20 protein-coding genes and 1 pseudogene are annotated in these 25,330 nt (G+C 68.4%); 8 read left to right on the top strand and 13 right to left on the bottom strand.

Annotated features, from left to right (window positions below):
• Window positions 1–27 precede the first annotated feature (27 nt).
• The 5 genes from OV287_RS38790 to OV287_RS38770 all read right to left on the bottom strand — a co-directional run bounded on the left by OV287_RS38790 (window position 28) and on the right by OV287_RS38770 (window position 6,600).
• The gene (locus tag OV287_RS38790) at window positions 28–1,590 is read right to left on the bottom strand and encodes a glycosyltransferase family 39 protein (RefSeq protein ID WP_267539082.1); all 1,563 of its coding nucleotides are present in this window, start codon (window positions 1,588–1,590) and stop codon (window positions 28–30) included.
• On the bottom strand, window positions 1,587–2,996 hold the full coding sequence (locus tag OV287_RS38785) for a hypothetical protein (protein ID WP_267539081.1): 1,410 nt from the start codon (window positions 2,994–2,996) through the stop codon (window positions 1,587–1,589). The genes OV287_RS38790 and OV287_RS38785 overlap by 4 nt, the downstream gene beginning before the upstream one ends.
• A 1-nt stretch (window position 2,997) precedes the next feature.
• The gene (locus OV287_RS38780) at window positions 2,998–3,795 is read right to left on the bottom strand and encodes a glycosyltransferase family 2 protein (RefSeq protein ID WP_267539080.1); all 798 of its coding nucleotides are present in this window, start codon (window positions 3,793–3,795) and stop codon (window positions 2,998–3,000) included.
• An 82-nt stretch (window positions 3,796–3,877) separates the two neighbouring features.
• Entirely contained in the window at window positions 3,878–4,357 is a 480-nt protein-coding gene (locus OV287_RS38775; protein ID WP_267539079.1) for a hypothetical protein, read from the bottom strand.
• Window positions 4,354–6,600 (bottom strand): glycosyltransferase, encoded by a 2,247-nt coding sequence (locus tag OV287_RS38770; protein ID WP_267539078.1) that lies wholly within the window; start codon window positions 6,598–6,600, stop codon window positions 4,354–4,356. Before OV287_RS38770 ends, OV287_RS38775 begins: the two co-directional genes overlap by 4 nt.
• Before the next feature lie 49 nt (window positions 6,601–6,649).
• Between OV287_RS38770 and OV287_RS38765 the strand changes: the two genes are divergently transcribed.
• Both OV287_RS38765 and OV287_RS38760 read left to right on the top strand, forming a co-directional pair.
• Window positions 6,650–7,735, top strand: coding sequence for a glycosyltransferase family 4 protein (locus tag OV287_RS38765; protein WP_267542491.1), 1,086 nt, complete (start codon window positions 6,650–6,652; stop codon window positions 7,733–7,735).
• Between the two features lie 26 nt (window positions 7,736–7,761).
• Entirely contained in the window at window positions 7,762–8,415 is a 654-nt protein-coding gene (locus tag OV287_RS38760) for a hypothetical protein (RefSeq protein WP_267539077.1), read from the top strand.
• A 378-nt stretch (window positions 8,416–8,793) separates the two neighbouring features.
• Here the strand turns inward: OV287_RS38760 and OV287_RS38750 are convergent, their stop codons facing one another.
• Both OV287_RS38750 and OV287_RS38745 read right to left on the bottom strand, forming a co-directional pair.
• Window positions 8,794–9,447: a hypothetical protein gene (locus OV287_RS38750; protein WP_267539076.1), complete on the bottom strand. Its 654-nt coding sequence runs from the start codon at window positions 9,445–9,447 to the stop codon at window positions 8,794–8,796.
• A gap of 158 nt (window positions 9,448–9,605) precedes the next feature.
• Window positions 9,606–10,364: a hypothetical protein gene (locus tag OV287_RS38745; protein ID WP_267539075.1), complete on the bottom strand. Its 759-nt coding sequence runs from the start codon at window positions 10,362–10,364 to the stop codon at window positions 9,606–9,608.
• A 405-nt stretch (window positions 10,365–10,769) separates the two neighbouring features.
• Between OV287_RS38745 and OV287_RS56265 the strand changes: the two are divergent.
• Window positions 10,770–11,075 (top strand): annotated as a pseudogene (locus OV287_RS56265) (peptide chain release factor-like protein); the annotation flags it as partial.
• Between the two features lie 265 nt (window positions 11,076–11,340).
• Here OV287_RS56265 and OV287_RS38735 read toward each other — a convergent pair.
• From OV287_RS38735 to OV287_RS38720, 4 genes are all read right to left on the bottom strand, one after another.
• On the bottom strand, window positions 11,341–11,949 hold the full coding sequence (locus OV287_RS38735; protein ID WP_267539074.1) for an imm11 family protein: 609 nt from the start codon (window positions 11,947–11,949) through the stop codon (window positions 11,341–11,343).
• The gene (locus OV287_RS38730) at window positions 11,946–13,202 is read right to left on the bottom strand and encodes an AHH domain-containing protein (protein ID WP_267539073.1); all 1,257 of its coding nucleotides are present in this window, start codon (window positions 13,200–13,202) and stop codon (window positions 11,946–11,948) included. The genes OV287_RS38735 and OV287_RS38730 overlap by 4 nt, the downstream gene beginning before the upstream one ends.
• Before the next feature lie 81 nt (window positions 13,203–13,283).
• Window positions 13,284–14,075 (bottom strand): hypothetical protein, encoded by a 792-nt coding sequence (locus tag OV287_RS38725; protein ID WP_267539072.1) that lies wholly within the window; start codon window positions 14,073–14,075, stop codon window positions 13,284–13,286.
• A gap of 59 nt (window positions 14,076–14,134) precedes the next feature.
• Window positions 14,135–14,608 (bottom strand): DUF1569 domain-containing protein, encoded by a 474-nt coding sequence (locus OV287_RS38720; RefSeq protein WP_267539071.1) that lies wholly within the window; start codon window positions 14,606–14,608, stop codon window positions 14,135–14,137.
• Between the two features lie 80 nt (window positions 14,609–14,688).
• On the opposite strand from OV287_RS38720, the gene OV287_RS38715 reads away from it, so the two are divergent.
• Window positions 14,689–17,448 (top strand): hypothetical protein, encoded by a 2,760-nt coding sequence (locus OV287_RS38715; protein WP_267539070.1) that lies wholly within the window; start codon window positions 14,689–14,691, stop codon window positions 17,446–17,448.
• A 15-nt stretch (window positions 17,449–17,463) separates the two neighbouring features.
• Here OV287_RS38715 and OV287_RS38710 read toward each other — a convergent pair whose 3' ends face one another.
• Entirely contained in the window at window positions 17,464–18,732 is a 1,269-nt protein-coding gene (locus tag OV287_RS38710; protein ID WP_267539069.1) for an MFS transporter, read from the bottom strand.
• A gap of 124 nt (window positions 18,733–18,856) precedes the next feature.
• On the opposite strand from OV287_RS38710, the gene OV287_RS38705 reads away from it, so the two are divergent.
• The 3 genes from OV287_RS38705 (at window position 18,857) to OV287_RS38695 (ending at window position 22,658) form a co-directional block, all read left to right on the top strand.
• Window positions 18,857–20,131 carry a myxosortase-dependent phytase-like phosphatase gene (locus OV287_RS38705; protein ID WP_267539068.1) on the top strand — a complete coding sequence of 425 codons (1,275 nt, stop codon included), beginning with the start codon at window positions 18,857–18,859 and terminating at the stop codon, window positions 20,129–20,131.
• Window positions 20,132–20,176: 45 nt separating this feature from the next.
• Window positions 20,177–22,024: a bifunctional metallophosphatase/5'-nucleotidase gene (locus OV287_RS38700; RefSeq protein WP_267539067.1), complete on the top strand. Its 1,848-nt coding sequence runs from the start codon at window positions 20,177–20,179 to the stop codon at window positions 22,022–22,024.
• Between the two features lie 232 nt (window positions 22,025–22,256).
• A complete protein-coding gene (locus OV287_RS38695) occupies window positions 22,257–22,658 on the top strand; it encodes a hypothetical protein (RefSeq protein WP_267539066.1) in 402 nt (133 codons plus the stop codon).
• Window positions 22,659–22,766: 108 nt separating this feature from the next.
• Here the strand turns inward: OV287_RS38695 and OV287_RS38690 are convergent, their stop codons facing one another.
• Window positions 22,767–23,966, bottom strand: coding sequence for a GspE/PulE family protein (locus OV287_RS38690; RefSeq protein ID WP_267539065.1), 1,200 nt, complete (start codon window positions 23,964–23,966; stop codon window positions 22,767–22,769).
• 48 nt (window positions 23,967–24,014) lie between these two features.
• Here OV287_RS38690 and OV287_RS38685 point away from each other — a divergent pair, with 48 nt between their 5' ends.
• Entirely contained in the window at window positions 24,015–25,247 is a 1,233-nt protein-coding gene (locus OV287_RS38685; RefSeq protein ID WP_267539064.1) for a CPBP family glutamic-type intramembrane protease, read from the top strand.
• Window positions 25,248–25,330: the final 83 nt, after the last annotated feature.

Below are 25,330 nucleotides of genomic sequence, written 5' to 3'. Positions count from 1 at the left end.
GGTCCAGGGGGCGGCCTGGGGCGGGGCTCAATCGAGGACGAGCGCGGTGTAGGGGCCGACCGTGAGCCGCTCGAAGTGGCGTCCCTCGCGGCGGAGGTTGTCCTCCCACGGCTCGGGCACCTTGTAGGGCGTCACCGGGATGGCGGGGAAGAAGATCAGCGCCTTGCGGCGGGCCGAGGCGAACCGCTGTTGGTACGGGCCGTAGCGCTCCGACCCATGGGCCGGCGCCACCGTGAGCTGCTCCTTCCAGAGGTAGGTGAGCCGGTAGGCGGCCCAGTAGTCGCCCGTGGCGGCCTCCACCCCCCTCTGTTGGAGGGCCGCCAGCAGGGCTTGCTCGTCCTCTCCGCTGCCGTAGCGCGTGACGTGCGGGCGGCCGCCGTCGATCCAGCCGCCATAGCCCCGCCACCCCGCCACCCCGAAGTGAGCGACCAGCAGCAGCAGCAGGGCCACTCCCACCGCGGCCCTCCCACTGCGCACGAGCCTGTCGAGCATGGGTGCCGCCACCAGCGGAAAGCCGAGCAGGATGGGGACGAGGTAGCGCGCACTCATCATGTCCACGGCCCGGCCGGTGAAGAGGAAGCCGATGAGCGAGACCCCCATCCAGGCCGCGCCACACCAGGCCAGCCGGCGGGCGGCGCTGTCCGCCACGGGGAGTAGGGCGATGAGGGCACCGCCGAGCACCAGCAGGAGGAAGGCACCCAGTCCCAGCACCATCAGCGGGAACCAGGCTCCCTCGGGTCGCAGCTCCGGCCGTTGGAAACCGTCGGCCGAGGCGAACAGCTTCGCTCCGGTGACGTAGGGCAGGCACTGCTCCCAGAAGAGGGGCCAGACCTGCTCGAGGTTGGAGAGGGAGAACTCGCTGAGCCGGGGCGGCTTCATGTGAGCGCGGAAGCGGGGGATGCTGCCCACCACGTAGCCGAGCAGCACTGCGCCCAGGGCCTGCCACCGCGGCCGGCGTGCCGCGCTCCAGGTCCACCAGAGCAGGTACAGCACCAGTCCCGGAATGAACTGGAGGACGAACAGGTCCGAGTAGTAGCCGAGCCCTACCGCCACTCCCGCCAGTCCGGCGAACAGCACATGCCACCGGGGGCGGCTCTCTCCCGCGGCCCGTTCGCCGAGGTAGAGCGCCAGGAACACCAGGGTGAAGGACCAGATCCGGAAGGCGCTGTAGGTGAGGTAGTTGAGCGGCTCGGGACACACCGCGACGCAGCCCGCACCGAGCGCCGCCAGCGGGAGCGGCACCACCCGTCTCAGCACCCCGAACAAGGCGAGCACCAGCACCACGTGCCCGAGCACCGACGACAGGGCCAGGGCCAGCGAGGGGCGCACGGGCAGCAGCGTCTCGACGAGCAACGCCGCCAGTGGCGCGGTGATGCCCTGGTAGTCCGTCCCCCACAGCCGCAGGGAGAACTCCCCATGCGCCAGGTGCCAGGCCTGCAGGCCGACGACGGTGATGTCCGAGTCGAGTGCCTCGGCGTTGAGGAACACCGGAATGCGGAACAGCAGCGTGGCCACCGCCAGCAGCGCGCCCGTGACGAGCACCTGCCACCCGTCGGCTCTCGTGCTGCCCTCCGGGCCCGGTGTCGTCATGGAGTGGCCCGTTGTTCCTGGGATGGGGGAGGTGTCCATGCCGCGACGGCCGAGCAGAGGGCCGCGATGATGAAGTAGTAGTAGTTGGCGAACGCCTGTTTGCTGAAGGCGAAGAAGACCGTGAAGGTCATGGCCATCGCGGCCGCGAAGCCCGAGGGCGTCCGGGGAGCGCGCCAGAGCGACAGGCCGAGGGCGGGCAGCACCACCGCGAAGCCGAGCCCCGAGGGCAGCCGCCGGCCCGTCTTCTCGGCCCACCAGGACAGATAGCTGAGCGCGTCCATGCGGAAGGGCTGGCGCAGCTGGAAGCCCATCAGGTCATTGTAGAGGGCCACCGGATCCAACACGGCGAAGGGCAGCGTCACCACCGTAGCGACCGCCGCGGCCTTCAGCAGGGTGCGGAGCGTCTCGCGCCACGGTAGCGGGCCTGGATAAAGCAGCATGACGAGCGGGGCGGCGAGCACCATGTAGTGCTTGACGGCGAAGAGCAGGCCCAGCGCCACCGGAAGCAGCCGGGGGGCTCGGCACGCACTCCAGACGGTGGCGGCCACGAGCATTGCCACGTACGCATCCGTCCAGCCCTGCTCGAGCACGAAGAAGGTCCGGGGCGTGAACAGGAAGACCACCGCGGCGACCTGTGCCCACTGTCCCCCCGGCCGGCAGGACGCCATCAGCAGCGCGGCCAGGCCCATCGCCAGCAGGTTGGCGTAGCGGTAGTCCCCACCCAACAGGTGCGCGACCCATGCCACCATCAGGCTGAAAGGCGGGTAGGGGAAACCCACCTGGAGCCGCCCATTCACCACCAGCCCGGGCCCGTAGAACTCCTCGTGCCCGTAGATGTTCGGCATGTCGATGGCGTAGGGGTTGATGCCCTTGGCGAGCGCCCGGAAGGCCTCGGTGTGGAACGTGTAGACGTCGATGTGCGGGTTGGGCGAGTAGTGGATGATCCACGAGCCCAGTGCGATGTGCACGCCCACCAGCACGGGCAGCCGCAGCCTCCCCAGCCAGGGCCTGCCGCTCAGCCCCGCGCCGGCCAGCACCGCCGCCACCGCGATGCCCGTCATGAAGGACGTGAAGCCATTGCGGCCCGGGTGCAGGTACACGGCGGGTGCGCTGGTGGCGAGAAAGATGAACTGCCCGATGAGGCCAACGCCGAGCAGCAGGATCGTCGCCCGCTCGGCGAGCTGGATGATCCGCGCATGACGGGGCTCCGGCATCACCACGGCCAGCAGCGAGGCCACCAGCGCCACCGTCAGCAGGACCATCGAGTCGGGGTGGCGGGCCCCGTTGCCGAACTGTATCGCGTACCCCAGCGCCACGGCTGCCACGGACAGCAGCGGCGCGAGCAGGGCCCGCTCCTGTCCAGGGGCCGGGGGCGCTGTTTCCAGGGATGGGCTGCCGGACGTCACGTCACATCGCCTCCCGAGCGCCCGTGGCGGACTCGGGATCCATCTGCAACTTGCGCCCATCCGAGGACAGGAACCGGGGATGGCCGAGCCCCATCAGCATCATCCGGTACTGGGCCGCGGCCTCCAGCACACCGAACCCGTAGCGCACGCTCTTCATGAAGCCGATGGAGGACGACTCCTCCTCGTAGCGCGTGGGGCAACTCACCTCGCCGATGCGGAAGCCGAACCGGATGGCCTGCACCAGCATCTGGTTGTCGAACACGAAGCCGTCGTCGTTCTCCTCGAGCGGCAGGGTGAGCAGCACCTCGCGCGAGAAGGCCCGGTAGCCCGTGTGGTACTCGCTCAGCTTCTGATCGACGAGGATGTTCTCCACCGCCGTCAGGAAGCGGTTGGCCACGAACTTGTAGAGCGGCATTCCGCCCGTGAGCGCCGTGTTGCCGAGGATGCGCGAGCCCAGCGCGACGTCATAGATGCCGCTGCTGATGCACGAGGCCATCGCGGGGATGAGCTTGGGGGTGTACTGATAGTCCGGGTGGACCATCACCACGATGTCCGCGCCGCGCCGGAGCGCCTCGGTGTAGCAGGTCTTCTGGTTGCCGCCGTAACCCCGGTTCTTCGGGTGCACGACGGTGTGGATTCCCAGCGAGCGCGCGACCTCGGCCGTCCGGTCCGGGGAGCTGTCGTCGACGAGAATCACATCGTCCACGATGTCCTTGGGAATCTCATCGTAGGTCTTCTTGACGGTGTGCTCGGCGTTGTAGCCGGGCATCACAACGCAGATTTTCTTGTTGTTGAGCATGGGTGCATCCCCCCTGGTGCGCGGATGGAGGTCCTCGGGGAGGGCCCTCTCTAGCACGCTTCCAGGGAGTGAAAAGGGGGGCCTACCGCTCCTCGGGGGCCTTCGTCTGCTTCGCCGTGCGCCGCGGGCGTGCCGAAGGCTCGGCAGGCGGCGTCTGCTCCTGAGCGGCCGCCTGGGCCGCGCGCAGGGTCTCTACCTCGGCGCGCAGGCGGATCACCTCGGCGGAGAGCTGGGCGTACGAGTCGCGCACGTGGCCGTTGAAGACGCGCTGACGGGAGAGCGCCTCGTTGATGAACACCTGGCACGTCTTGCGGAAGGCCCACTTGGCCACCAGCACCAGCTGGCCCGCGCCGCCCCGGTGGGTGTGCAGCGGCAGCGCACGCGTGGCGTCCGAGTTCTCCTCCAGCGCCTGGAGGTTGAAGGAGAGCGGATCCACCCGCGGCTCCACGCCCTGCTCTGGCACGTCCGCCCGCTCAGAGGAGGGCAGGCCCCGCTCTCGCAGGCGCTCCTCGATGCGCGCGACCAGCTCGCGCGCGGGGATGTCCCGTCCCATCAGCTTCATCGGCTCTTCTCCCTGAGGATGCGATCCATTTCTTCCCGGTAGGCGTCCACCACCCGGGGCCACGTGTACTTCGCGGCGTAGGTCTTCGCGCGCCGGCTCAGCGCGGCCCGCTGCTCGCCCACCTCGCGCAGTCCCGTGATGAACGACTCCAGGTCCGTGTACGTCTGGCCTGCGCGGCTGCGCTCCACCTGGCCCACCAGCACCTCCGAGTGCCCGTTGACCAGCACCGGCGTGCCCGAGGCGAAGGCCTCCAGCGTGAGCAGCGAGAGGCTCTCGAAGCGTGAAGGCACCGTCACCGCCAGCGCTCCGGCCAGCGCGTCGTACTTGTCCTGCTCGCCAATCCGGCCCACGTGGCGCACGCCCTCGCCGCGCAGGTCCATGTGCGCCTCACCCGCGAGCACCAGGTCTGGCGCGTCGTGGAAGCGCGCACGCAGCTCTCGGTGGTGCGCGAGCAGCTCGGGGATGCCCTTGCCGGCCTCCAGCCGCCCCACGTAGAGCAGGTACGGGTTGCGCACGCCGTACTGCTCGCGGAAGCGCTGGGGGTCCACGCTTTCCGGCACGTCCACCCCCACGCCCACCACCCGCGCGGATGCATGGTCCGGATAGTACCGGCCAATGAGCTCCACCTCCTCGGGCGTGTTGCACAGCAGGGCGCGCGGGCGCTCGAAGACGTCCGCGTACACGCCGAAGCGGATGGGCGGCTCGTCATGCGCGGTGGGGACGAGCAGCGCCCGGTCCGCCACCATCGGCAGGCCCCACACGGTGGGCGCGTACAGGTAGGTGAAGAAGACGAAGCCGTCGTAGTCCGCCCCGTGCGTGTCCAGGTGCTCCAACAGGCCAGGCACCACCGGGCCCTGCTCGGCCACCCAGTGCTCCTCGCGCAGCCGCTCGTTGGGCTTGTCGAAGACCTGCCGGGACAGTGCGTTGAAGGGACGGATGTTCCGCACGCGCGTCACCGGGAAGCGCAGCACCTTCACGCCCTCCACGTGATCGTCCTGCTCCTCGCCCGGCGGGAAGACGTTCTCCCAGGTGAGGTGGTTCTTCGCGCAGGTGGTGAGCACCGTCAGGTCCCAGTGCGGCGCGAGCTGCTCCACCACTTGCTGCGCGTGGCGCTCGGCACCACCGGTCACCTCGCCGTAGCGCTGTACCACCACCCCCACGCGGGGTCTCTTCCTTGCCGGGGTTGCGCGGCGCTGGGGGCGTCTGTCCTCACCCAGGGCCTTCGCGAGGGCCTTCTGGGTCTCTTCGGCAGAGAAGTCCTTCAGCCGCCGGGCCTGGCCAGTGAGCAGGCGCTCTCGCAGGGCTGTGTCTTCACACACCTCCACCACCAGCTCGGCGAGGAAGTCGAAGCGCTTCTGGTCGAAGGCAATGCCCGCGCCCCCGAGCGTCTCGGGCACGGCCGCCGCCGCATAGGCCATCACCGGCACCTCGGCGGCCATGGCCTCGATGAGCGGGACGCCGAAGCCCTCGTGCTCGCTCATGGAGACGAAGACGTTGGCCGAGCGGTACGCCGCCACCAACTGCGCGTGGTTGAGCCTCCCGAGGAAGTGCACCCCGGACAGCTCGCGCGCCCTTTGCTGGAGCGACTTGAAGTAGCGGCTGCCCGGCTCGTAGCCGCCCACTAGCAGCAGGCGTGCCGCGGGCCGTTGACGGAGCAGCTCCGCGTGCATCGCCAGGAGGTCCTCGAAGCGCTTGTGCGGCGCCACCCGGCTCACCGAGAGCACCACCGGGCCCGTCCCCGACAGGCGACGCAGCAGATCCTTGTCCGCGTTGGACATGGAGAAGCGCTGGGGCTCGATGAAGAGCGGGACGGTGTGGACGTTGCGGTAGCCGGCCTCGCGCAGCTCGGCGCAGTTGAAGTCCGACACGCCGATGGCCACGTCCGCGAAGGGCGCCATGGCGGCGAGCTGTGCCCGCCCCGTGAGAAGCGCCTCGGCCAGCGGGGTGCCCGTGTAGTAGCGCACGGGGCTGATGTTGTGGAAGACGATTCCCCGGCGGCAGGGCAGGTGCAGCAGCCGACTGCTCAGCGGCGAGGCGATGCCGTGATGGTAGAGGACGAGGTCGTCCGGGCCGGGGCGCAGCGCCGAGGCGGGGTGCGCCAGGGACTCGAGGCCCGCACCGACCTCGCCCGCGTAGAGCTCGCCGGAATGGCCCAACCGGCGCAGGAGGATCTGCAGGTGCAGCGCCGCCTGTCCGGTGGCGTCGCCCGCCACGAAGCTCGGAATCAGCTGATGGACCGCCATAGGGGAACCCTGCCTATCACAGCACCGTGCTATGAGGCGCACCGTGTCAATGGGTCCTGTCGCTTTCGATGCGAGTCTCTGGGACGAGCCCACCACGGGCATTGGTCTCTACACCCACTGTCTGGCCGATGGCCTGGAGGCCCGAGGCGTGCGCCTGGAGCGGTTGGGCGCTCGGGTCTCGGGGGAGGACCCCCGGGGCCGGATGGGGCGCACGGCGTATGTGCTGGGCCGGCTGCCCCAGGTGCTGAGGGATTCGGAGGCGCGGCTGTACCACGCGCTGGGCAACTTCAACCTCCCGCTGGTGCGCATTCCCGGCAAGGCGTACGTCGTCACCGTTCACGATCTGATTCCCCTGCTGATGCCCGAGACGGTGTCCCGGGCCTACCGCTGGCAGTTCCGCCTGTGGCTGGCTCGGAGTGTCCAGGTGGCGGACCGCATCCTCTGCGTGAGCGCATGCACCCGGGATGATCTGCTGGCGCGCCACCCCGAGGCCGAAGGCAAGGTGTCCGTGGTCTACAACGGGGTGGACCATGTGGATCGCCACGTGCCTGAGGCTACCGCCGAGGCCTTCCTGCGCACGCTGTCGCTGCCGGAGCGGTTCGTGCTGTACGCGGGCTCGCTGGACGTGCGGAAGAACGTGAGCCTGGTGCTGGACGCGCTCGAGCGGCTGAAGGCGCGAGGGCGGCCCGCGGCGCTGGTGATGGTGGGGCAGCGCTGGTTCGGCTCGGGGGCGGTGGAGTCGCGCGTGGAGCGCATGCGCGCGCAGGGCCATGACATCCGCTCGCTGGGGTACCAGTCCGAGGCGGTGTTCTTCGAGCTGATGCGGCGGGCGACGGTGTTTGCGTTCCCCTCGAAGTACGAGGGCTTCGGGCTGCCGCCGCTGGAGGCCATGCGGCTGGGGACTCCGGCCATCGTGTCCACGACGGGGGCCACGCCGGAGGTGTGCGGAGAAGGAGCGCTGGCGGTGCGGCCGGACGATGCAGAGGGGCTGGCCGAGGCGATGGACCGGCTGTTGCGCTCGGACACCGAGCGGCGGCGCTGGGCGGAGGAAGGAAAGCGGCAGGCGGCCCTGTTCACCTGGGCGCGCTGCGCGGACGAGACGCTCGCGGCCTACGAGGAAGTGCTGCGACGCTGAGGGGCCAACGGACATTGAGGGGAGCCATGCCACCGCGTATCTCGACACCCTGGAGGAAGAGCCGCCGCGCGGGCGTGGTCCACGGTGGGCGCGAATGGCCGAAGCTGACGGAGGGGCTCCACGGCCGTACGCACTCGCTCCAAGCGCCAGCGCCAGGGCAGGCCGTGCCCATCTTCCGCTGCGACAACCCGTCGCGGGCCTTCTTCTTTCCCGTCACGCCGGACGAGGTCCGGGCCGTCCTGGCGCAGTTGCCCGCATCCCACGTCGAGAGGCTGACCCATGTCTGGTTCCGGCGCGTGTCCACGCGGGCCTACGACGAGGGCCAGGTTCCCTTCGCCGAGTTCGTTCGAGGTAGTGGGGTCGCCGCCATCATCCTGTACCCCTGGCCGGTGGACCGGTTGCTGTACTTCGGGCGCCAGTCCGTTCCCCCCGCCGTGCTGCGCTTCTACCGGCCCTGGGCTCCGACGCTGGTCTCCGATGAGCGGGGCAACTTCCTGTGCTTCACCGCGGAGGGGCTGCGCCGTTTCTATCTGGAGCATCTGCTGATCCACGAGGTCGGTCACCTCGTGGACTCCGGGCGAGGGGCTCGGAGCAGAAGGCGCGTGCGGCGCGCGGAGGGCTTCGCTGACGACTACGCCGTTCAGTGGTTCGCGCGAGGACGGGTGGAACTCGCATCCTGAGCCAGTTCCAGCGTGTAGACGAGTCGTGCGCTGCCGGCCTTGCTCCAGTCGCGCTCGGGTGCCCGGACGAAGCCGGCGCGCGTGTACAGGCGTTGTGCGGAGGTCATGCTTGGCCGTGTTGAGAGTACTAATCGCCCGGACATAGATGTTGATCACCTATGCGGCAGCCCTTGGTGGATACGGCGTAGGGCGGATGCAGCAGCGCCACGCCGCAGGTGTACAGAATTAATGTCCGGGCGCTTAGGCGTGCGCTGCCGTCACCTGCTGGCGCGCTGGGAGGCGCGCGAGGACGCCTGCTTGGCGATGCTGCATCTCAATCTGGGCATCATCGCTTGGTTCCACGCACTCCTACCGAAATAGGCTCTTAGGACCCCGCTCCTACTGCAGAGGCAGTCTCCCTTGAGGCATCGCCGAACTGCCCACATCGACGATCCGCTTAAGGAATGGTTCGCGCTGGGTTGGGTCGTCCACGTTGATGATTTGGTCCGCAGCCTTCGAGAGAACTTGGTGTGCCGCGCCGACGGCAGCCATGTGCCCGCGAGTCATCACGTAGGCGATAAAGACGGGCTGCTTGTTCATGTTCGCAGTGCGGAAGAGTTCGCGGAACGCGAGGAACTCTTGGCTGATGGCCTGGAGGTCATCCTCTAGGTGCACGCGAGTGCCGACGACCGGCTCCATCAGTAGAAGTTCCTGCCGACCGTCGACGAACTGCGAGACCTTCGCGGCTGCCTTCGGGTGCGTGCGTGGAACGAAGCTTGGTGCGTACCGTCGCTGGACGAACTGGGCCACCTGCCACTGCTCGAAGAAGCGCTGCCCGATAGTGTCCCGATGCGGACCACGGGGCGCGATCTCTTTAGCGTCTTGATCGTTTAAGGGCTTCTGCGGCAGCAAGTACTTCTCCAGCCAAGCCCGCGGATTTGTCACTTCGGCGGGGATGCTGAGTTCGCCGCCTAGTCGCGCCAAGGGGCTCACCTCGCCCGAGGGCATATCGAAGCGCGATGGGCTGGCCAGAGCATCCAAGATGGCGTGCATGGCTAAGTAGGACTTGCGGCCCCCAATACACCCAGGCCCAGGAAGCCAGGAGGCTCGCGCAAATTCTACGTGGCCGGCGCTCTCCACGAGCGCACCAATAGTGACCTTCGACCCTGCGAAGGGGTCCGGCACGTACTGTACGAGGCGGAACCGGGTGGTCACTTTAAAGCTCCAACGACCTTGATGTAGCGGTCGACTAAGTCGGTTGCTTGCTCCATACGGTTGGAGAGGGCAGTGAACAGTAGGTCGCTTCCCTCCTCTCCGACAAGCATGCAACTCTGCTTGATGTAGTGCCGCAGGACAGCTGAGCCCGCCAACTCGGCAGCCTTCTTGGCCGCCTTGTAGGCGCCTACCTCCATCAGCCCTACAGGCAACCCACGCGCGAGGTTCGGCTTTTCTGGAATGGCGAGGCCAACGTCGATGAAGTCTCCTGGAAAGCCCACGAGGGCAGCACCGGTATCGATGGCCCAGGCAAGCACATCTGGTTCTTCGCCCGTCGAGGTCAAGAGGATGTTCTTCGCGTGCCGGTCGTGATTGTGGATGAGCGCATCGAGCGTGAGCATGGCGCCGAGCTCATCGATGTTTTGGACGAAGTGGGCGTGCGACCCGTGCCAATGGAACGGTGATGGAATCATCGCGCTGAGCCAGCCCACCTCTGCCCCATTGCCCTTGTAGAACGCGCCCGCTGGCTGATGCACCCCAAGTTCCTTGCCAAGGAGCCAGCCGATGAGTTCGGCGAGCAGCTCTTGCCAGCCCAAGTTGACCTTCCGGACCCAAGGGCGGCCGAGAGAGTCCTTGAAGTAGTCGGCGGCGCTGGTGTGCTCCACCTCGACATCAGCGACGTGCACGCCGCTGGTGACCGTCTCGAAGCACGGTTCAAAGCCCAAGTCATCGAGTAGGTCTTTCGGTTCGCTCATCGACCCCGCCAGATGGGCACGAGACGATAGCGACGATTTCCGGGTTGGGCGAGACTTCTCTGGCTGAATAGAGCGCAGGACGGACGACCACGAAGCCCTCGGACATGGTTTCTGTCCACATAGGAGTATGCGATGGCGGAATCTCGCCGACGTTCCTGGCTCGACACCATGACGGGGGTGGGCAGTATCTATGTCTGGGGCTTAGCGACTGGCGGGCGCCCCGCCGGGCTTCAGAATTCTGGGGGAGGTTGCTCCTTCCGCCGCTCAGGCCATCAGGACACACCATGACCGCGGTCATCGTGGAACTCCGGGCGGCCGAGGGCGGCGACGACGCCAGGCTCCTCGTGCGAGAGCAGTGGGCCCTCTACACGAAGCTGGGGGCTCGGAGGGGCCTTTAGCCTCGAGGTGCTCGAGGGGCGCCCAGGCTTCATCGTTTTCCGGGCCAGTGGGGCGGATGCGGCCCACGTCTTCCAGCATGAGCCCGGAGGTCACCGCTGGCAGCAGGTTCCTCCCAACGAGAAGCGAGGCCGCGTGCACACCAGCACGGTGACGGTGGCCGTCCTCCAGGAGCCCGAGGACACCGCGCTCGTGATTCCGCCCTCCGAACTGGAGTGGCGCACCAGTCGCGGCAGCGGGCCCGGCGGCCAGCACCGCAACAAGACGGAGAGCGCTGTTGTCCTCACGCATCTGCCGTCGGGACTCACCGTCCGCTGCGAGTCCGAGCGCAGCCAGCACCGCAACCGAGACACCGCGCTGCGTGTCCTGCGCACGGCTCCTCCAGGCCCGACAGGAAGGCTCGGCCCGGGCCGCCAACGCGGAGCGGCGCAGCCAGGTGGAGCGGCCAGCGCGGGGACAAGGTGCGCACCATCCGATGCCAGGATGGCCTCGTCACGGACCACAGGCTCGGCCGCAAGCTGGCGCTGGAGGCGTACCTGCGCGGGGACTGGGGCGGGCTGATCGGCGCGTAAGGTGGTGGTCACACCTCGATGAACTTGGCCCCGGTGACGTGCTCTCGCTCCAGGGCCTCCTTGATGTCCTGGGAGACGACGATTGCCACGCGCCATCCCCAGGTCCGGAAGATGCGAGCCCCTTCGGTCTTTGCCGGGTCGATGCGCATGTCGTAGACGGCCCGGTAGGTTCCGACCTTTTGGGGTTCTCCGTCCTCGGGTTTCCAGTACGTCACTCCACGACAGCGAGCGTCGTCGATGCACCTCACTACCCGGGTGACATTGAGGATGAACCAAGGCCCTGGATGTGAGGCAATCTTTGTCGGTAGGAATTGCACGTCCTGTACTCCCAGCTGTTCAAATAGGTGTACGACCCGAGCGGGAACGACGGGAATCCCAATTGCCGAGATGTTGAACTCAACCGGAGTCCCAGCAGGTTGAGCGATTCGGAACGTGAGGGGCTCCGCCTGGTCCGCCATGTCGAGACGCTGTCCTCGGCAGAATTTCCCAGGCTCGGTGAGTCTCGCGCCGTGTTCATCGAATGGGCCTTGCAGCACCCAGCCGTCGCTGCCGTCGGGGGCGTACAGGTCCTCAACGAGTTTGAAATAGGTGGGGGGCATGGTGTCACGAAGATTCAAGGCCGAGCCTTCTTGATCAACATCTTGTTCAAGTCACTGCCAGGGGTGCAGAGTTCGTCGGCAATCTTTTTGAGATCATTCGTGAATGCTTGCTTGCATTCACTCAGGCCTGTGCATTCAACGAGTACGGTCCTGAGCCGCTCATAAATGGTTTGATGGTACTGCTCGGAATGCGGCCCCTCGTGACCCTGTATATGGACGAGGTTCGCGGAGTCGCTGAGGCTCATTCCTACTTGTTTGAATAGTTCCTCGAACCTTGGGGTCCACGGTCCACCCCGTGCGGAAGACTTCCGGTTGTTGATGGTCGCGAGGTGATGCCACTCACCGTTCTTGTTCGAGCCGTCATCACAGATGCTCTCGGCCCGAGCAGCGGCTGACGCGTTCCCAAGCGTCGCTCCAGCGACCACGACACTGCCATCCGCCACGACCTGCACCGTCGTCGCTTCAGTCAACAGGATGTCATCCAGCGCATCCGCACCCGCCGGGGCCCATCTTCTCCCTCGCAAGCCGCCGGGTGGTACGACCGGTAGGGCCTTGCCCAACCCGTAGCTCGCCACCATCACCAGGAGCCTCAGCCCGGTACCTCCCAACGCTTTCCCGAATCGCTCCGCGACCTTCTCCAACTCCTGCACCGTCCGGGCCTGATCCGCTTCCTTGTACAGTCGCATGACGGTCACGGCCACGTTGCGGATCTCCGCTACGGTGAAACTCGTCATGAGCACGATCGTCAGCGCGGAGGCGAACGCCTTGCTGAACAGCGGCTCGGGCGCCAGCCACGCGGCCATGTAGAGGGCCGTGGAGAGCACGACACCTGAAACGAAGAGGGGATCGTTGAACAGCTCATGCGCGGCATCCCGAAAGCCAGTGCCCATGAACCGTGTTGAGAGGCGAAGGGCCATCACCTGTCGGCTGTTCTCGAGTGCTTCCGGCAGGTGCAGGGTCGGGGACCCGTACTTCGCGAGGTACTCCTCGCGCAGCCGCTCCTCCCAATTCGCGGGTGCGCAGCCGGAGGCACACGGCATGATGCCCGTCATTGCGAGGATGGGCGTCCGCAGTTCAGGGGCACTCGGTGGACGACCGTGGAGGGCCAGCACGCCGCGCGCCTCGTCAACGCTGAAATCCCGTGACAGCAGTGGCGAGTGCTCGAAAGAGAGTCTCAGCCGGCCATCCGGGAGAGCCTTCTTGTGGACGGATACGCGCCGGTCCACCAGGACGGCAGCGGGCTCTTTGGATCCACCCAGGGCGGTGAGCACCGGGGCGAGCGTGAGGATGACAGCGGCAAGCGCCCTCAGGGACATGGTCCTGGAGCCTACCTCGAAAGTAGAGCGGGACGCTCAGGCGCGGAAGATCCGGTTCAGCAGCCCGGGGCGGGGCGCCTCGGCGAGGCCCGACGTTACTCGCCCCACCAACCAGAACTCGCCCTGGATGATGTTTCCGGGCTCCAGCGGGGCGGCCAGCTCCCGGGGCGAGGCGAGGACGTCGTAGTTCCCTCCCAGCGTCTTCACGATGGCGTGCTGGAACGTCTCCCCGGTGGTGAGGTTCTCGCGCAGCCCCGCTTCCAGCACCCGGCCCGTGAGGAAGGCCTCAGCCGCCTCGGGTAGATCCTGTCCCTCCGGCGAGAACAGGCCCGAGGGAATGAGGGACTCGGCGGCGAATTTCACCTCCTCGTTCGCCTGTGCGGCCGTGAAGGCTGCCTCGTCCGCCCAGACCTCCATGCCATGGGCGAAGGCGCACACGCCCAGCTCAATGAGGGTCCCCCCGCTCACTCGCTCACGCGTAAGCAGGATGTCCTCGAGCTGCGTGGCCAGCGGGTAGAAGCACTCGCCCTTCGCGTCCACGATGTCGACGAACAGCGGGTCGCAGAAGCGGCAGTCCGGATCGCTGGCGAACCTCTTCGCGCGCGCATGGAGCCGGGACTGTGCGCGGAAGCTCGGGGTGGCGCACTCGACCCCGTCCTCCGACAGGACGAAGCTGACGCTGGCGCCACTCGCATCCGACCAGACGCGCAGCTCGTAGGCCCCCGACTTCCCTGCGGGCTCGCTGCGCTCCAGGAGCAGCGACATGCGGCGACCGAAGTCCGCCTGGTCCCTCGCGGTGATGCCGATGCACGACATGTTGCTGGCCATGCCGGCCAGCCTACCACCGCCCCTCGCTGCCTCGGGAAGAGCGGGCCCCGCTGGATGGCTCACGCCGCTCGGGTGGCCGGAGTCAGTTGTACCGCGCTCAGGTGATCAGCGAGGTGCATGGCGTGCAGCGCCTCGTATTCGCGCTTGTCGCAGGGGCCGTAAGCGAGGTGCGGTTTCAGGGCGGAGGCGTCGGCTGCCTCGAAGCGGGAGATGGCCTGGCGCAGGCGTGCCAGGGCCGGGGCGAGATCCGTGTCCTCCAGCGCGGGCGCCCCGGGAATGGCCGCGTCGAGGCCGTGGGACATAGAGCCCTGCGAGAGGAACTTTCGCTTCGCGATGCGGCCGATCGTCGCGCGGAACAAGGCCGGGCGCAGCCTCGGATAGCCGTCGAGCGAGCAGTCGATGCTCTGGGCGCAGTGGAGGAGCACCTGCGGCAGCGTCCAGGGGCCAGGCACCGAGGCTCCCTCTGCGCGCTCCAGCGCATCGAGCTCGGCCCGCACCTGCGCCCACGTCATCATTCTCAGCAATCGGGACATGGGGGCCATCCTAGCGTGCGGCCCTTGAGAGCGCGCAGGGGGGTTGCTCCGCGAGAAAGGGGCCTCTATGCCAGGCTCCCATGCGAGCCAAGCGTCTACTCCTTCTCTGTTCCTCGTCGGTGCTGCTGCTGTTGGCCGGTGCGTGCCGTGAAGAGCCGGAGCCGAGCCCGGAGCCGGTCTGCACCGAGGCCTTGCTCCCGCTGCAGAACCCGCGCTCCCATACCCTGGGCGAGGTCTTCTATCTGCCTCGGTTGAAGCAGGACGCGCAGTGCTCCTCCACCCTGGAGTGGCAGGTCGTCTCCGCGCCCGAGGGCAGCCGCAACACTCCCTACATGCGGGGCGCTCCCGAGCCGCGCTTCACCCCCGACCTGCCGGGGGACTACGTCTTCCGGCTGGGCGAGCTGAGCAACTCCGAGGTGTCGCTCCATGTCGTGGCTCGCTCCCCGGCTGAGCGTTTCCGCAACCACTACCTGCCGCCCCTCTCCGGTGTGTTGCGCGTCGGTGACGAGCTGTGGACCGCCAACGGGCCTTCCTACACGGTGAGCCGCGTCGCGCGGGTGGACGGCACCTATTGGCGCAAGCATGGCGAGGTGACCGTGGGCAGTTGGCCCTCGGCGCTGGCCTGGCGCGATCCGCTGCCCTACGTCCTCGTCGCCCACCGCGGCAGCGACACCGTGGGCTTCATCGACAGGGCGCGCGGCGTGCTCGTGGACTCCCTCTGGGTGGGAGATGAGCCCTCCGGTCTGGCGCTCTCGCCGGACGCCCAGCGGTTGTACGTGTCGCTGGCCACGCAGCGGCAGGTGGCGGTGGTGGACCTCACGGTGCGCGAGGTGGTGGCGCGCGTGGAGGTGGGGTTCGATCCACGGGCCCTGGCCCTCTCTCCCGATGGCCGCCGGCTCTTCGTGGCCTCGTACCGTTCCGGCAACCGCATCAAGGACACGCGTGGCACGTACGGACTGAGCGATGACAAGGACATCTGGGTCGTCGATACCGCGTCGCTGACCGCGACCTCCATCGTTGAGGGCGTCTCCGCCGATCTGCGTGCCCTGGCGCTCTCCGCCGACGGGACCGAGCTGTATGTCGCCGCGACCGATGGAGACCCCGAGCCCTCTCAGGCGGACGCCTCGGCGAAGCCCTTCGTTCATGAGGTGGTGGTGGTGGATGCGGACGCGGGGCTGCCCACTGTGCTGCGGCGCGCCGACCTGACTCGCCAGTCCGGCTCTGGAGGGCCGGTGGTCAATCCCGCTGGCGTGCTCGCGGTAGGGGACACGCTCTGGGTCTCCTCCGAGTCCTCGGAGCTGGTGGTGGCGCTCAATCGGAACACGCTTGCCGAGAAGGCCCGCGTCCAGGTGGGCGCGGGGGCCCGGCAGCTCGTGGCCTTGGACGCCGCGGGCACGGTGGCCGTTCACTGCTTCCAGAGCTTCGAGCTGTGGGTGCTGGGCGCGGACGGGACGGTGCGCCAGAAGGTGAACCTCGGGGAGGATCCGCGTCCCGCGAGCGTGGCGCTCGGCGAGCGCGTCTTCACCCGTCCGGGTGGAAGCTTCGCGGCGAACCACTCCTGCTCGAGCTGCCATGTCGAGACGCAGAACGATGGCATGGTGTGGCGCTTTGGTCCGTCCATCTGGCACAACGTTCGCCCGTTGCAGTTGTTGGATGCCACCACGCCCCTCGGGTGGAGCGCCTACGTCTCCAGCTCCGAAAACTTCGGCTACCAGGGGCCCTCGTCCATCGTGGCGCGTCCGGCCACACCCGAGGAGGCGCTCGGCCTCCAGGCCTTCCTGGGCTCGCTGCTCGGCGCTCCCAGGGCCACGGGCCACACCCGGCTGGACGGCAGCTACACCGAGGCCGCGTTGCGCGGGAAGGAGCTCTTCGACGGCAAGGCCTCCTGCTCCGGGTGCCACGTGCCGCCGCTGTACACGTCGCGGGGTTACATCGCGCAGGGCAAGTCCGGCGAGCCGGCCGATATCCCCACGCTCCTGGGCTCCTACCGCCACGGCGTCTACTTCGTTGGGGCGAAGGCTCGGAGTCTGGAGGCCGCCGTGGACGTGGCGCTCGACTACGTGAAGGTGTCGCTCAGTGCCGAGGAGCGCGCTGACCTCCTGTCGTTCCTGCGCGAGCTGACGCCCAAGGGCGGGGCGCCGATGGGAATCTGGCCGGACCTCGACAGTGCCGAGGGCGTCTACCCGGATGTGCGTCCGTCCGTGGCCTTCGCGGACAGCGTGGATGACACCCAGGGGAAGACGGCCTCCCAGGTGGCGGCGGAGTACGTGGTGCTGGAGGACGCGTTGGGCAATCGCGTGTCCGGCGCGGTGGAGGTTGAGGGCGGACGTCTCACGTTCGTGCCCGCGGCGCCGCTCGCGCAGGGGGCCCGCTACCGCTTCCGGGTGCTGCCGGGTCTGCCGTTCCTCTCCGGGGGCGCGCTTTGGGGCGAGCTCGGCACGGAGTTCACGGTTGCCAGGCCCGCCGTGGGCTCCTGGGCTTCGTCGATGCGCATGATCGTCCAGGTCCCGGGGCGGGGGGGCACGACGCCCGTGGAGTTCGTGCTCGCGGCGGCCGAGGCGTCCCGTCCGGGTGCACTCGCCCTGACGGTCCTTCCCCAGGGCTCGGGGAGTCAGCAGCGGCAGCAGATCTGGGCGCGGCTGGATGCGGACCGGTGGCGGATGCAGCCCTTCGCGATGCCGCTCTTCGGCACCAGCGTGGCGGATGCCTCGGAGGTGGTGGGCCTGGTCACGCACGTGGACCCGTCCACCCAGAGCATCATCCGAGTGGATGGCACGCTGCGCATCCGGGGGCCTGGCATCGACACGAAGGACGTCGCCTTCTCCATCGTGTCGCCGTAGTGGCGGGAAGCGGGCTCAGCCCAACGAAGGGGACGGGGCCTCGGCGGGGGCCTCGTCCAGCGTGGACTTCGGGCGCAGGGCGAGCGCGAGGGCCATGGCCACCAGACACAGGCCGCCCACCGCCATGATGACCTGGGCATGGGAGAAGCCGGCGTGCTCGACGAGCGCCGCCATGCCGGTGGGGATGAAGGCCGCCACGAAGGCTCCCACGTGGAAGACGAGCCCCACGCACTTGCCGCGGATGCTCGCCGGGAAGAGCGAGGTGAGCAGCAGCGGAGCGATGCCCGGAGGCGCCGCGCCGAAGAAGCCGCCCGCGAAGGCGCCCAGCCACATCAGCCCGGGCTCCAGGCCTACGTAGAGCGGCAGGAAGGGCAGCATGCTGAACGCGGCGATGGCCACCGCCTTCGCCACGCCCAGCCGCGAGGCCAGGGCCCCGCACATCGCCGTCCCCAGCAGCATGCCCACGTTGACGATCGTCACCAGCACCGACACGTTCTGCGTGGTCATCCCCAGCTCCGTCTTGAGCAGCACCGGGTACAGGCTGGTGAGCCCGTAGTAGCCCCCGAAGTTGCAGGCCATCACCAGGGAGCCCCAGGCGAGCCGCGTCAGCAGCACCGGGTCCGTGCGCCCGAGTGAGGCGCGAGCCCGCCGCTCGGCCAGGGCCTTCTCGCGATCAAAGCTCTCCGGCACTCCGTAGCGGATGGGCAACACCAGCAGCGCCGGCACCGCGGCGATGACGAAGAGCGCCCGCCAACCCCAGAGCGGCACCACGAAGCCGGACACCACCGCGGCTAGCAGGTAGCCCACGGCCCAGCCTCCGTGGAGGATGCCCGAGGCGATGCCGCGGCTGCGCTCGGGCCAGTTCTCCATGGCCAGCGTTGCGCCGCTCGTCCACTCAGCGCCCATGCCGAAGCCGAAGAGGGTGCGCAACACCAGCACCCAGGTAATCGAGGGCGCCAACGCCACCGCTCCGTCGCACAGCGCCAGCCAGAGGATGGAGATCATCAGCGGCAGCTTGCGGCCCCACCGGTCCGCCATCGCTCCAGCGGCCACTCCGCCCACGAGCCGCACCAGCAGCGTCAGCGTGATGGAGCCCGCCAGCACCGTCACGCCGACGCCGAACTCCTTCGCCATCTCCGGTATCACCAGCAGGTAGATGGTGAAGTCGAAGGCATCCAGCACCCAGCCCACCCAGGCGGCCAGGAAGGTCCGCCACTGGTCTTTGTTGGGCTCCTTCCACCAGGGTTGTGTCTGCGCCCGTGATGCTGGAAGTGCGGTGTGCATATCCAAGAGGATACTGGAGCCTTCGGATATACGCTCGCCGGTGAACTTCCCCGGCCCGTTCGCGCTTGCTTGGGCGGGTCTTCGTGTCCAACCCGTTGCAGCGAATAACGCCCAGGAGGCCGTCGTGCGCTTCCGAACAATTCTTGCCGTGGCTGTCCTTCTCGCCGGCCTGCCCGTGCTGGCGCAGCAGTCCATCCAGGTGTTGCCCACGCTGGAGACGGATCCGGTGCCCGGCACCGGGACCGTGGTGCAGGGTGCGGCCTTGTGGATGCACCCCTCGGATCCGGCCAGCAGCGTGCTCCTCGTGGCGGACAACCAGCGAGGGCTCCTGCTCTACCGGACCGATGGCACCGAGCTGTCGTTGCTCGCTTCCGATGGTGTGGCGTTGGGCGTGGACGTGCAGGAGAGCGTCCAGGTGACGGGCGTCTCCCAGTCTCTGGTGATGGTGGCCAACCCGACCTTGCAGGCACTCGTGGCGTACATCATCGACCCTACGACGCTCGCCATCCGCAGCGCGGGGCTGACGCCCATCACCACCACGGGCTTTGTCCCCAACAGCGTGGCGCTGTACGTGAGCCCCACCACCGGGCGCTTCTTCGCCTTCGCGGGGAGCAGTACGGGCATCGTCGCGCAGTTCGAGCTCACCGGTCAGGTGGGCGATGGAGGCGTCCAGGTCACTCCGGTACGCACCTTCGACGTGGGCGACGCCGTGGTGGGCCTGGCCGTCGACGATGCCCAGCGCAGGCTCTACGTCGTCGAGCAGAACGTCGGTATCTGGCGGTACGGCGCCGAACCCGACGACGATGATGCGCGGACCCTGGTGGATGGCGTCACCGGAGGGGGGCTCAGCGTGCCCCTGGGAGGAGTGGCCCTCTACACGGCCTCCGGAGTCCGGGGCTACCTGCTGGCGGTGAATGGAGGCGAGAACGCGGTGCGCATCTACGAGCGCGATCCCGCCGCCCATACGTTCCGGGGCAGCTTCACCGTCGTCGCGGACGGTGGCATCGACGCGGTGGATCGTCCGCGTCACCTGGTGGTGACCAACCGCGCCTTGGGGTCGCGCTTCCCGCTGGGGATGCTGGCCGTGCATGACAGCACCAACACGGTGGGCAACAACGAGAACCTCAAGCTCGTCCCGTGGCAGTCGATCGCCACCGGGTTTACGACACCGCTCGTCGTGGACACGGGGGGTCCCACGACTCCCACGGATGGAGGCACGCCGGATGCCGGGGGAGGACCCGGAACGGGAGTGGGCACCCCGCCTCCGGAGGTCCCCGGGTATGTGCCCACGGACAACCCGGGCTCCAGTTGCTACTGCGCCTCGGTGTCCGTGCCGGGCTCGATGCTGCTCGTGCTGGCGGGCGTGCTGTTGTTCTCGCGCCGGCGCCCCAGGGCCTGATGCCGGTTGCCTGCGGGGGGCGGGTGGGCTCAACTCGCCGCCCGCATGTACCCCTCCCGACTCCTCTTCGCGCTGGTGGCCCTCGTGGCCGCTGGTTGTGCCAGTGCTCCGCGTCCCGCGGAGCCGTCCTCTCAGACGTCCTCTTCTTCCGCTCAGGCCGTCCAGGCCCCCGCCGAGCCCGTGCGGCTCTCCCTGGTGGCCACCAATGACTTCCACGGCTGGTTGATGTCCCACAAGACCTCGCTGCCCGGTGGCCTCGAGGTGGAACAGGGTGGGGCGGCCGTCTTCGCCGGCTACCTGGCCCGGCTGCGCGCGGACAACCCGGGCGGGGTGCTGCTGCTCGACGCAGGAGACCTCTTCCAGGGCACCCTCGCCTCCAACCTCACCGAGGGCGCCGCCGTCATCGACGTCTACAACCACCTGGGCTACGCCGCCGCGGCGCTCGGCAACCACGAGTTCGACTACGGGCCGGTGGGGCCTCGTGCGGTGCCCGGGCCGGGCGAGGACGCCGTCGGAGCGCTCACCGCGCGCATCCGCCAGGCGCGCTTCCCGCTGCTCACCGTCAACGTGCGCGACGCCGCCTCCGGCCAGCCCCCCGCGTGGCTTGGCAATGACGGCACGCTGCTGGTGACGCTCAAGGGCGTGAAGGTGGGCATCGTGGGACTCACCACCCCGTCCACTCCGCGCATCTCCAACCCCGCCCACGTGTCCTCGCTGCGTTTCGAGGACATGCTGCCCACCACGCTGGAGGCCGCGAAGCGCCTGCGCGCCCAGGGCGCCGAGGTGGTGGTGGGCCTGGCCCATGCCGGTGGCAAGTGCTCGGACCTCTCCAACCCGCGCGACACCTCGAGCTGTGATCGGAAGGATGGGGAGATCCTGGACCTCGTCGAGGCGCTGCCTCCGGGCACCCTGGACGCCGTCTTCGCCGGCCACACCCACCAGGCCATGGGCCATTTCTTCGGGGACGTGCCCATCGTCTCCACTTCCGGCCTGGGGCGCTCCTTCAGCCTGGTAGAGCTCTTCGTGGACCCGGTGAGCCGCAAGGTGGTGCCCGCCAGCACCCGCATCCAGGCCGCCGTGCCCGTGTGCGGCAAGGTGGAGGCGAAGAGTGGAAGTTGCGACCCGCGCAAGGTGAAGGACGCGGGCGCCGAGGTGCAGCTCGTGCCCGCCACCTTCCTCGGGGGCCCGGTGGAGCCGGACAAGGCGGTGGAGGCGCTGGTGGCTCCTGCGCTCGCACGCGTGGAGGAGGAGCAGCGCCGGCCCCTCGGCGTCACCGTCACCGAGCCCTTGGGGCGCAACTACGAGGCCGAGAGCGCGCTCGGCGATGTCCTCACGGATGCGCTGCGCGAGATGGAGAAGGCGGACGTGGCGCTGCTCAACTCCGGCGGTCTGCGCGCCAACGTGAAGGCCGGTGCCCTCACCTATGGCGATCTCTATGAGGTGTTGCCCTTCGACAACACCGTGGCCATCGTCACCGTCAACGGGGACGAGCTGCGGCGCCTGCTGACGGTTGCCTATGGTTCGGGCTCCGGCGTCTTCCAGCAGTCCGGGCTGAAGGTGAAGCTCTCCCGCTGCGCTGGCCCCGAGCGCCTGCGCGACGCCACCCTGGCGAATGGCAAGCCGCTTCAGCCCGGTCGCCTCTACCGGGTGGTCATGCCGGACTTCCTCGCTCGCGGCGCCGCCGGGCTGAGCTCCGTCCTGTCGCAGCTGCCCCCCGAGCGCATCGACCTGGGCGTCGGGCGCGAGCTGCTCCTCCGGGAGGCGCTCGCCACCTGGTGGAAGAGCCGGGGCAAGCCCATCTCCGTGCCTGTTACAGGCCGCATCAGCTTCGTGGACGAGGGCGCCCAATGCCCCGCCAAGGAGCCTGCTGCAGCTCGTTCCGCACAACCTTGACAACAGGGCTGAAATCGCGCGCGGGCCGAAAACTCGGCGCGCGCGCGATTGCGCCTCCCCCGGGAGCACACGCAAGTGGCTGAGATCCGGGCGGATCTCATTCCGGGCCGAAAAATCGGCTTGGGATCAGTTTCCAACGACCGTTTTCCTCCTTAGTCTAGGGGAGGCGCGCCGTGATCCGAGGAGCCCAATGAGGCTCCGGAACGTGGCCCGCCGGCAGGGAGGGACGCACATGCTTTACAAGGTTACCCCGATGATGCCGCCACCGGCCTCGAAGGAGGCCAAGACGGCGCGCGAGCCGGGGCAGCCGCGCAAGCGGCGCAAGTCGGCGGTCTACGATGCCGAAGGGCACGAGGTGCTCATTTCGCTGATGTGCCTCAAGTGCCGCACGCTCAAGCCGCTCGCGCAGTTCGGTCTGCGCAAGATGGCGGATGGAGCCATCCGCAATCAGCCCTGGTGCCGCACTTGCCGCTCGGGTGCCGGGACGCGCAAGCCCAAGGAGGACAAGGCCACCGAGACGATGGACGTCGTGGCCGAGGCTCCCGCGGCTGTCGCGCCCAACCTCCAGGTGGTGCCGGCCGCTGCCGTGGCCGAGGACGAAGCTCCGGTCGCCGTCGCGGCCTCGCAGGGCTGAGCTGATCCACTGGAACGTGTCCCTCCGAGGGGCGGAGCACTTCGCTTCGACCCTGGATGGAGGGATCTACCCAGCGGGCAGGGTGAGGGGCATTCGTGCTCCTTGCCTTCAGCTCCGGTCCGGTGGCGTTCCCAGCAGGACTTCATCGAGGCTGGTCAGGCCCTCGCACGCCCGTTCCAGGCCGGAGACCCTCAAGGTCTTCAGGCCCTCGCGGATCGCTGCTTCCTTGAGGTCTCGTGCGGAGGCCCTCGCGAGCACGAGGTCCTGGAGCGTCGGGGTGAGAGGCAGCGTCTCGCAAACGAGGACGCGGCCGGTGTAGCCGAGCCCCTCGCAATGCTCACACCCGTAGGGCGCGTAGAGGGTAGGGGGGAGGGGACTTCGGGGTGAGAGCCCGGCGGAGGCGAGCACCGAGGCATCGGCTTTGACTTCGCGGCGGCAGTGGGGGCACAGGCGGCGGAGCAGCCGCTGCGCCTGCACGAGCCGGAGCGCGCGGATGATGAGCCACGGCTCGATGCCCATGTCCTCCATCCGTGTCACGACCGAGGCCGCATCCTGGGTGTGGAGCGTCGTCAGCAGCAGCCGGTTCTGGGAGAGCACGGCGCGCAGGCTCAGGTCCAGCGTCTCCATGTCCACCACCTCGCGCAGGTAGATGACGTCGTGGTCACTCCGCAGGATGGAGCGCAGGGCGGCGGCGTAGTTGAGGCCGATGGCCTCCTTCAACTCGAGCTGGTGGACCTTGGGGAGGCGCCCACGCACGTACTCCTCGATGGACGCGATGCTGCGGCCCTCGGGTGCCAGCTCGAGGATGCTCGAGTAGGCCGTCGTGTTCCTGCCGCTCCACATGGGGCCGGTGAAGACGATGAGCCCGCTGCGCTGCCGCAGCGCCGCGTGCAGGTGTCCGAGCTGCTCCCGTGACATCCCCAGCCCGGCGAGCGGCAGCTCCACGCGGCGAGAGGTATCCCGCAGCCACAGGCTGAGCTTCTCCCCGAGGATGCCCGGGATGGTCTCCACCTGGCACTGGAGCTGGATGGAGGCGGTGCGCAGGTAGAAGAGCCCCGACTGGGGCAGCCGCTGCTCGTTCGGGTCCAGGGCGGACATTCCCTTGACGTACGCGAGCAGGGGCGCGTGCAGCTCTCGGGGGAGGGGTTCCCCGGGCCGTAGCTTCCCGTCGACCCGGTACCGCACCCGGAGCCCTGTCTCCTCGGGCTCGATGTGGAGATGGGTTGCGCCCTTCGCGTGGACCTCCGTGAGCAACTTCTCCAGGAACCCCTCGGGCAGCCTTTCGGCAACTGCGTCCGTGTCTTTCATCGTGGCTCCTCGCGGGACTCCCACTCCGAGGCATTCTAGAGTGCGAGCGTGTCCAACGCCGATCAGCTCCTCGAGAACGCACCTTCGCGCCCGCGGGCGCTGGCCGAAGCAGCGCTCGTGCTCGTCACCGTGTTCATTCCGGGGAACCTCGCCGTGCTCGGAATGGTACCGCGCCTCGTGGTCACCCTCCTCCTGGCCGCCTGGGGGCTCCTGCTCCTACGTCCCTGGACGGACTGGCGTTCGGGCCAGAGGCTCCGTGCCGTCGGCTGTGTGCTGCTCTTCGGGTTGGCGCTTGGTGCTTCCTCGGCGGTGGGCTGGTTCGGAGGAGATGCGTTCGTGCCGCCCCCCCGTCTTGGAGTGCGGCACACGAGCGTCTCCGTGGAGGGGGAGGGGCAAGCGGCTCGAAAGGTCGTCGAGCTTAACCATGTGGCGCCGGGGCTTCCGGCGGATGGGCGTCTGGAGGTGGGAGACCGCATCCTCGCGGTGGATGGCAAGCCGCTGTCCTCCTCGGACCCCGAGGTGGAGTTCCAGGAGCGCATCCGGGAGGCGGGAGGAGGGGCCAGCACCGAGCTGCGCTTCACCGTGGAGCGGAAGGGCGAGACGCGCGAGGTGACGGTGGCCGTCGGGCCCGCGCGGAATGCCGGGCCCTTCAACAAGTCCGACTCGATGCTGTGGCTGTGCCTCCGTGCGATTGGCGTGTGCATCCTCGTGGGACTGCTTCTCTGGAGAGACGGGCAGGGACCGGCTCAGCTGGGGCTCGTTCGCGCAGGGCTGGGGCGCGAGCTCCTCATTGCCTTTCCCGTCCTCCTGGGTGCGTACGCCGCCAATATCGTTGCCTCAATTCCCATCGCTGTCATTGGCAAGCTCTTGAACCTCACTGGGAAAGAGCTGCTCGCGCGCAAGGAGATGGCCACCGGGCTCGTGGAGTTGGGACTCAGCGTGCCGGTCTTCGCCGCGGCGATGGTGCTCGTGGCGAGCTTCGAGGAGCTCACCTTCCGGGGCTTCCTCATCCCGCGGATGAAGGTGCTCCTGGGGAACTGGTCCGCCGCGGTGCTGCTCTCGGCCGCGATCTTCGGAGTGGGGCACGTGTACGAAGGCTCCCTCGCCGTCGTGCAGATCTCCGTGCTCGGGGCCTACTTTGGCTTCGTGTTCATCCGCCGCTTCCGTCTGCCCTCCGTGATGCTGGCCCACGCCGCGCTGAATACGATCAGCTTCACGCTGATGTTGTGGCTCCAGCGCTCGGGGTGGCTTGAGAAGCTCCCCACACAGCCTCCTCCTTGAGGTGCTTGCACGGGGGATGCTCGGGGCCAACCTGGGAGGCGGATACCCTCACCCCGTCCCTCTCCCGAGGGGAGAGGGGAAGT

This window comes from Archangium lansingense (assembly GCF_026626635.1).
In the GTDB taxonomy this organism is placed as follows: Bacteria; Myxococcota; Myxococcia; order Myxococcales; family Myxococcaceae; genus Archangium; species Archangium lansingense.
This window is presented reverse-complemented; position numbering and strand designations above follow the sequence as displayed.